Source organism: Flavobacterium sp. 38, from assembly GCF_057799715.1.
Genome location: NZ_JBYNWZ010000012.1, coordinates 84,470 through 93,470 on the forward strand (window position 1 = coordinate 84,470; position 9,001 = coordinate 93,470).

At 37.3% G+C, this 9,001-nt stretch carries 6 protein-coding genes; 2 read left to right on the plus strand and 4 right to left on the minus strand.

Translation table 11 applies throughout. The features are described from left to right. Positions 1-54: 54 nt before the first annotated feature. The 4 genes from AC3E9W_RS20730 to AC3E9W_RS20745 all read right to left on the minus strand — a co-directional run bounded on the left by AC3E9W_RS20730 (position 55) and on the right by AC3E9W_RS20745 (position 6,276). Entirely contained in the window at positions 55-1,344 is a 1,290-nt protein-coding gene (locus AC3E9W_RS20730; RefSeq protein ID WP_488769854.1) for an efflux RND transporter periplasmic adaptor subunit, read from the minus strand. Positions 1,345-1,346: 2 nt separating this feature from the next. Further along, on the minus strand, positions 1,347-2,582 hold the full coding sequence (locus tag AC3E9W_RS20735) for a TolC family protein (RefSeq protein ID WP_488769855.1): 1,236 nt from the start codon (positions 2,580-2,582) through the stop codon (positions 1,347-1,349). Positions 2,583-2,723: 141 nt separating this feature from the next. Then, positions 2,724-5,846 (minus strand): efflux RND transporter permease subunit, encoded by a 3,123-nt coding sequence (locus tag AC3E9W_RS20740; RefSeq protein ID WP_306160056.1) that lies wholly within the window; start codon positions 5,844-5,846, stop codon positions 2,724-2,726. Between the two features lie 106 nt (positions 5,847-5,952). Next, complete coding sequence (locus AC3E9W_RS20745) at positions 5,953-6,276, minus strand: DUF6660 family protein (RefSeq protein WP_488769856.1); 324 nt, start codon at positions 6,274-6,276, stop codon at positions 5,953-5,955. Positions 6,277-6,595: 319 nt separating this feature from the next. On the opposite strand from AC3E9W_RS20745, the gene AC3E9W_RS20750 reads away from it, so the two are divergent. Both AC3E9W_RS20750 and AC3E9W_RS20755 read left to right on the plus strand, forming a co-directional pair. Next, complete coding sequence (locus tag AC3E9W_RS20750; protein WP_306160052.1) at positions 6,596-7,717, plus strand: hypothetical protein; 1,122 nt, start codon at positions 6,596-6,598, stop codon at positions 7,715-7,717. 9 nt (positions 7,718-7,726) lie between these two features. Continuing rightward, complete coding sequence (locus tag AC3E9W_RS20755) at positions 7,727-8,488, plus strand: porin family protein (protein WP_488769857.1); 762 nt, start codon at positions 7,727-7,729, stop codon at positions 8,486-8,488. Positions 8,489-9,001: the final 513 nt, after the last annotated feature.

Below are 9,001 nucleotides of genomic sequence, written 5' to 3' on the forward strand. Positions count from 1 at the left end.
CAGCATAAAAAACTCAACACCTTAGTAACTCAGCATCTTAGCACCTTTTAAAAACTAGTGCGCATGCTCTCCTCCGCCTTTCATTGCTGAAAGCAGATAGAATGCGCCTTTCGTAACAATTTTAGCGTCGGCAGGAACATCATTTACGAACTTAATTTCTGTAAAACCCAAATCGGTTGTTCCTGGAATCACTTCGACGGCTTTAAAATGAATTTCTTCTTCGTGAACTTCTTCTTTTTCCCCTTCCTTATGTTCGTGTTTTTCTTCTGCATGATCTTCTTCCTGAATAAAAACAAAATATTTGTCCGCGTTTCTCACTACAGCATCTTTTGGCAAAGCCGAAACAGTTGCATTCGTAATATTAATATTAGCCGAAACATACATTCCTGGAATCAGGCCTTTTGCATCAGCAGGATCGATTTTAGCGTGGACAGCAACGGTTTTACTTTCGTTAGAAAAAGATTTATTGATTCCGAAAATCTTTCCTTTAATCGATTTATTGGACTGATTCGTTAAGACAAAGTCAATTACCTGACCGATCGAAATCGAACCTAAATCTTTCTCATATACATTCAAATCCAAATGCATCTGGCTGTTGTCTACCACTTCAAAAAGCGAAACTCCTGTATTGGCAAAAGCGCCTTTGGCGATATTAATCTTTCCCACATAACCATTAATTGGCGAAACAATTGGCACAACCGATGTAGTTCCTTTAGTAGAAACATGTAAAGCATCGAGTTTGTTTTTTGCTGCCTGCGCGCGGGCTCTTTCGGCTGCTAATTTGGCTTTTACTTCCTGAAACACTTTTCTCGGATTCACATTTTCATCACTCAACGTTTTTTGGCGATTGTATTCCAATTGCAAATATTCAACATTGGCAACAGCCGATTGGTAATCTTCCTGCATTTCAATTACTTCAAGATTTTGAATTGTTGCCAAAACTTTTCCTTTATTTACAAAAGTGCCTTCCAAAACATAAATATCTTTTACAGTTCCGCCAATTAAAGTCGAAACCTCAGCTGAATTTTGCGGAGGAACTGTCGTATAACCATTTGCTTTGATAATTTTATTCAGATTTCGATCTTCCACAATTCCTGTTTCAATTCCGACAGTTTTGTATTGAGAAGTCGTTAAAGCTACTTCTGTTGTCGACTTTTCTTCTTCATGTGTTTCTTCCGTTTTCTTTTCGTTGCAACTTACTGCCGAAATAACCGCAAAGCACGCAAAGGCAAAACGCAAAGCACGCAAACGAATTAAATTTTGCGCCCTTTGCGTCCCGATAGCTATCGGGATTGCGCTCTTTGCGGTTAAATCAGCGGTTAAATTTTTAGATATATTTTTCATTTTTAGAAATTTTTGATGGTTGGAAATTGAAGCTCGATAGCGCTTTGATTATAGCTGTGCGTAGCTTCTGCAAATTGCTTTTTAATGTCAATCGCTTGATTTAAAAAACTGATATACGACCAATAACTCATATCGCCATTGGCATAACTTTTCTGCGCCGTATCGATAATCTGATCGGCATAATGCAAACCTTCATTTTGGAAATAAGCCAAGTTTTGCTGCTGTTTTTTGAAGTTATTCTGTAATTCTTCTCTTTGGAGATTCAGCATCAGTTTGTTTTTATCTAAAGCCATTTGCGACTGCGAAATACCGATTTCAGCTGCTTTTGCTTTGGTGGTATTTACACCGCCAAACAACGGAATCTGCAATCCTGCCGTAAAACCCTGAAACAGAGATTCGGTATTGATGGTCTGCGCAAAATACCCTAAACCGACTTTTGGCGTACGCAAAGCTTTAAAGGTTCCTGCTTCTTTTTGATAAACTGAAATCTGCTGCTGAAACAAATCGGTCATTACAGTTTCGGCTTTTGTACTTTGCTGGTTTTCTATAAAAGTATATTGCAAGGCTGTATTTGAATCTGGAATGACATTTTCATCGGTCTGAATGAAAAATTGCAATTGTTTCTGATAAATTGCCAAATCGTATTCTAATTGCGCTTTCTGTGTTTCTATTTCTTTTACTTTCGCTTTAGCGCTTATCACTTCTATGTTGCCGCTTTCTCCGGTTTTAAAACGTAATTCGGCATTCTTTAAAAATTTGGTATAAATGGCATTGAGTTCTGAATTAAGTTTCTGAATCGAAACGCCATACAAATATTGATAATACGCCAAAGTCACTGCTTTTTCAATTTCATAAGCCGACAATGCTTTTCGTTTCTCAGCCAATTTTGCCAGCTCTTCCTGCAATTGTCTATTGGCTTTGGTAATATTTCCTAACGGAAAAAACTGCTGCACTGAAACATTATGATCAAAATCAGCGCTATTGAATTGTCCGCCCTGATACTGAACTTGTAAAGGATCGGGCTGAAAAGCGGCTTTTTTGAGCACGGTTTGTTTTTCGATTTCTTTATCAGCAATTTTTAAATCGATGTTGTTGGATTTGGCTAGTTCTATTGCTTTTTCAAGGCTTATTGGTTGTTGTGCAAATGTTGCTGTTCCTGCTAATAGAAACGTGCTTAACCGCAAAGTTCGCAAGGTTTTTATCGCTAAGTTCGCAAAGGTTTTATATTGTGTTGTCATTTTATTTATTTTTTGCCTCCCGCAGATTTTGCAGATTAAGCAGATTTTTTTCTTTTCAAATTAATCTGCCAGATCTGCTAAATCTGCGAGAGAAATTATTATGCGCACAGTAATAAATTATCTAATTATCAAATTTTCTCATTAACTAATTCTACCACGATTAAACCTCTCCAATAGTAAATACAAAATCGGCAATACGATTAACGTCAATAAAGTTGCCGAGATTAACCCGCCGATTACTACCGTGGCTAATGGTTTCTGTACTTCTGCTCCGCCGCTGGTGGACAATGCCATTGGTAGAAATCCTAAAGAAGCTACGGCTGCGGTCATTAAAACTGGACGCAAACGTGTTTTAGTTCCGATTAAGATTCTCTGGAACGGATCTGAAATGCCTTCTGATTTTAATTGATTGAAATACGAAATCAATACAATTCCGTTGAGGACTGCGATTCCGAATAAAGCGATAAAACCAATTCCGGCAGAAATACTAAACGGCATTCCTCTCAGCGAAAGCGCAAAAACACCTCCGATTGCCGATAACGGAATTGCAGTAAAAATCAGTAAAGCCTGTTTTACGCTTTTGAAAGTAAAATACAGCAAGATCAAAATCAATCCTAAAGCGATTGGCAAGGCTACAGAAAGTCTTTTTGAAGCTTCTATCAGATTTTCAAATTGTCCGCCATACGTTACATAATAGCCCGCAGGAAGTTTGAAACTTGTATCGAGTTTAGTCTGAATCTCCTCTACAACACTTTGAATATCTCTTCCGCGGACATTTAAACCAACGGTAATTCTACGTTTTCCGTCTTCGCGAATGACCTGCACAGGACCTTGTTCGTATTCAACAGAAGCAACCTGAGACAACGGAACCTGCTGACCACTCGGAAGCGGAATGAATAAATTGCTGACATCGGTAATATCTCCTCGATTGTTTTCGTCCATTCTGACTACGACATCAAACCTTTTGCTTTCGTCATAAATCTTTCCAGCCACTTCTCCCGCAAAAGAAGAACGGATGATCTGGTTGATATCTGAAATATTCAATCCGTAAAGGGCAATTTTATCGTAATCGTATTTAATTGTAATCTGCGGTAACCCCGTTACTTTATCGGCTTTCAAATCTCCAATTCCTTCGATTCCTTTTATTTTCGAAATTAACTCTGCCGCTTTCGCATCTAGAATTTCCAGATCATCACCAAAAATCTTAATCGCGATATCAGATCGGCTTCCCGTCATTAATTCGTTAAAACGCATCTGAATAGGCTGAGAAATCTCAATATTAGAACCTGGAATTACTTCCATTTCTTCTTTCATAGCATTGGCCAGCGCTTCCCAATTACGGTATTTGCCCTTCCATTCTTTTTTGTCTTTTAAAACAATAATCAAATCGCCGCTTTCAATTGGCATCGGATCGGTTGGAATCTCACCGCTTCCAATTTTAGAAACAATTGTTTTGATCTCTGGAAATTTATCTTTCAAAATCTTTTCCAGTTTTGTGGTTGTTTCTACCATTTGCGTAAGCGAACTTCCTGTCATAATAGTCACATTTATAGCCAAATCTCCTTCTTCGATTGTCGGAATAAATTCGCCTCCCATGTTTTGGAAAGCAATAAATGCCAAAGCAAATAATCCAACGGCAATAGAAAGCACTACTTTTTTAAACTCTAGCGCTTTTTTCAATAAAGGAGTATAACGGCTTTCGAGCCAAGCAATCATGCGATCGCTGAAGTTTTCTTTATGTTCTGTTTTTTTCGAAAGAAACAAAGCACTCATCATTGGAATATAAGTGAGCGAAAGAATAAAAGCGCCAATAATCGCAAAACCGACTGTCATTGCCATTGGTTTGAACATTTTGCCTTCAGTTCCTATTAGTGCTAAAATAGGAAGATATACGATCAGAATAATAATTTCGCCAAAAGCGGCACTGTTCCTGATTTTAGAAGCCGAATTATAAACCTCAGCGTCCATTTCTTCCTGAGTCAATTCTTTTTTGTTTTTGAATTGCTGTAGATGATGCATCGTAGCTTCGACAATAATGACGGCTCCGTCGACTATAATTCCGAAATCTATGGCGCCCAAACTCATCAGGTTTCCGCTTACGCCAAAAGCATTCATTAAAATCACGGCAAACAGCATGGCTAACGGAATTACAGAAGCGACGATTAGTCCCGCACGAAGGTTTCCTAAAAATAAAATCAGAACAAAAATCACAATTAATGCTCCTTCTAATAAATTCTTAGCAACGGTTTTAATAGAATTATCGACCAATTTCCCTCTGTCGATAAAAGCTTCGGCAACCACTCCTTCTGGAAGACTTTTGTTAATTTGTTCCATTTTTTCGTGCACGCGATCTACAACTGCACTGGAGTTTTCGCCTTTCAGCATCAAAACCATTCCCGAAACAATTTCGCCTTTTCCGTCTTTTGTTGATGCACCGTAGCGCAATGCCACGCCTTCGCGAACTTGTGCCACATTTCGAACCAAAACGGGCGAACCATTTCGGTTTTTTACAACTACATTTTCAAGGTCTTTAACGCCTTTTGCCATTCCGACACCGCGAATAAAGTAGGTATATTGATCTTTTTCAATATAAGCGCCTCCTGTATTTTGATTGTTTTTTTCTAAAGCATCAAAAATTTCGGTAATCGTAACGCCAAGACTATTGAGCATATTTGGATTGACGGCGATTTCAAACTGTTTGAGTTTTCCGCCCCAAGTGCTTACTTCGGCAACACCTTTTATGCCCTGCAATTGCGGAATGATAATCCAATCTTGAATCGTTCGCAGTTCTACTGCACTGTATTTGTTTTCATAGCCTTTTTTGGCGTACACATCATATTGGTATATTTCTCCCAATCCTGTAGAAATTGGCGCCAATTCAGGAGAATTTACATAATCTGGAATATTTTCTTCGGCTTGCTTTAAGCGCTGGAAAATCTGCTCGCGCGCCCAGTAAATATCAACATCTTCTTCAAAAACGACAGTAACAACCGAAAGTCCAAATCTGGAAATACTGCGGAGTTCGATAACATCAGGAACTGTCTTTACAGCTCTTTCTAAGGGATAAGTAATTAATTGCTCGACCTCTTGACTCGCCAGTGTTGGCGCAGTGGTAATTATCTGCACCTGATTGTTTGTTACATCTGGCAGTGCATCGAGCGGTAATTTTTTAAGCGAATAACTTCCCCATGCAATAAGCACAAGGGTAAATAATAGTATAACGAATTTGTTCTTTATACTAAACTGAATGATTTTATCTAACATTTGAATCTATAATGACGTGAGAAATGAGACAATTAAATTGTCTGTAAACGTGTGGAAAGTCCACAACTCTCTCGCCCGTATTCCTAACCAGGAACGGGCACAATCATTATGCTATTTGAGGGGGCTGCCAGATACTTCCGTAGAAATTGGAAATAAAAACAGAATTGTAACTTGGTAAAGGAATAGAAATTTGGGTATAGGCTTTTGGAAACTCAAAACTTATTGCAGTCTGATAACTTAAGACTTGTACACCACAGCAATTGCAAGCGCAAAACGGAGAACATAAATCGTTGTCTTTATCGTGAGAATGATTGTCTTCTGAAGCAAACTGAGCCGTTTTATGCATAGCGCTATTCACTTCCAAATCTGCGCAAGGCATGTTTGAAAGTGCCATCAGGTAAATTGATAATATAATTGCTATCCATTTCACAGCTGTAAAAATACTACTTTATTCTTTTGGCTTCACAATTATTATTGAAATGAATAAAAAAAGAAAAAAGTTTTCTATTTACCCAAACCAACTGATTTGCTTTTTATTACAAAATCACTTTCTTCAAAAAAAATATAAATGTTAAAAAAAAAGAATTAACTTTAACACTATAAACATGATAAATTTATTGCAAATTCTTTTTCAATTTTAAAATTTCCTATACCCCTGTAAAATCAAAATAAGCCCGAATTTCCTCAGAATACATTAGTACAGATTTTATTTACGCAGTTTTATTAATTAATTTTATAACAGTATAATAATGAAATGTAATCCACTAATATCAGCCTTATTATTTTTATGCAGCTTGCAAATTTCCGCACAGGTTTACACCGATAAAATTGTGGGCAAAAAAAATGAAGAATTAAAAGACAGTTTAAAAATTGCCAACTATCCCTACGCTTTACCGATCTGGGGAGAAAAAGTGGCTCAAAAAGGATATAAACTCCCCTATTCTGCGGGACTCTCAATAAATTATTTTTGGCAGGATTCTGAAATTGTGATCAACGATTTGCAAGTTGGTTTTAACAATGGACCACTTTATAATCTGGACGAAATTGTTCGTTTCGATAAATCCTCTGTAGAAGCCGGTGCATTAACGATTCGCCCTGATATTTGGCTGCTTCCATTTTTAAACATCTACGGAATTTTTGGAAAAGCGAATACCGCTACGAAAATTAATGCTGGAATCTATATTCCTGATGCAGACAATAACTGGTCGCAGATTGCACATTTTAGTACAAAAGCCAATTTTAATGCTACCACATTTGGTTTCGGAATGACTCCAACGGTCGGTATTGGCGGTGGCTGGCTGGCTTTGGATATGAATATGGCATGGACAGATATTAGTTCACTCGATAAACCCGCTTTTTCTTATGTTTTTGGTCCGCGTTTAGGCAAGACATTTAAATTACATGATCCTGAAAAAAATATTGCTGTTTGGGTTGGAGCATTTAGAGTGCACATTAATGGTGATACAAACGGAAATATTCCGCTTTCGGAAATTTTTGACTTGACAAATGCCCAGACAAAAGTGGATGATGGTTTAGAAAAAGTTTCCGAAAATCAGCAGAAAGTTGATACTTGGTGGGATGGACTTACGCCGACAGAACAAAAAAATCCAGCAAATGTTGTCAAACATAATACTGCCAACAGAGCTTTAGAAAGCGCTGGAAATTTCCTAGCTACTTTAGATGGCGCTTTAAGTACTGCAGGTAATTCTTCTGTGCAATATTCTCTTCAAAAAAGGCCGAAAGATATGTGGAATTTCATCATCGGATCTCAATTCCAATACAACAAACACATTATGTTTAGGGTTGAAGCTGGTTTCTTAGGAAGCCGTACGCAAGCTTTAGGAGGCATTCAGTATCGTTTTGGACTATAATCGAATGATATGAAAAAAGCTCTATTTGTACTTTTCATGCTGTTTTCGATAAATCAGCTGCAGTCTCAAGTATTGATTTCCTTAATATTTGGAGACAAACTCAATTCGGAGTTTTTGGAATTTGGTCTTGAGGGCGGCGTTAACTTTTCTACCATTTCGAACATGGGTTCTTCTGCGGCCAATCCGGGGTTTAATCTTGGGTTTTATTTTGATATTCGATCAAGAAAAAATCCAGCCTGGATGATCAATACAGGAGTAATTGTAAAATCGCCTATGGGAGCAAAAGGTATTCCTGTTTATTCTTTGAATGATGAAAATCTGGACAATACTTTTGCGGGCGGAAGGGTAAATCGTGAAATTCGGTATTTTAATGTTCCGATATTGATTAAATACCAATTTAAAAACAATATTTATCTTAAAGCGGGGCCTCAGTTTGGTTTGCTTGCCAAAGCTTTTGACGAGTTTAAGAACGAAATAAACGATAACGATGTTATTTACAAAAAGAAAATCCGAGATCAGATTCATGTAATTGATGCCGGAATTGCAGTAGGAACTGGTTATCATCTAAACGTTGGAAACGGCTTAAATCTTACTGTTCAATATTATTATGGGCTTGTAACGGTAATGAAAGGAGATGGTCCAAATAACCAATACAACCGATCGCTGTATGTTACTGCGGGAATTCCTATTGGCAAAGGAAAAGCTGCACAGAAAAGAGTCGAAGAAAAGGCGGAATTTAATAAAGTGATTTTGCCTGAAGATGAGAAATAAACTGTAGCTTATTGGAACACGGATAAATCGTATTTGCTTTGCAAAAACGCGGATAAAACGGATTTTTTAAATCTTTAAAATTTAAACCGCTCATTAGAAGTCCATATATAAAAGAATCTGAAGGATTCAAATCTTTATAGCACATAATTCCTACCGAAGATATGTGACTCCGAAGGAGTCATACTCAGACCAAACATAAATTCTATAAACATTTGAATCCTTCGGATTCTTTTGCTTTACACAAATTGCATTTTTAAATAATCACACTCAAGGAGTTACTGTATTTGGACACGGATGAATCGGATTTGCTTTGCAAAAACGCGGATAAAAACGGATTTTTTAAATCTTAAAAATTAAAACCACTCATTAGAAGTCCATATATAAAAGAATCCGAAGGATTCAAATCTTTATAGCACATAATTCCTACCGAAGATATGTGACTCCGAAGGAGTCATACTCAGACCAAACATAAATTCTATAAACATTTGAATCCTTCGGATTCTTTTGCTTTAC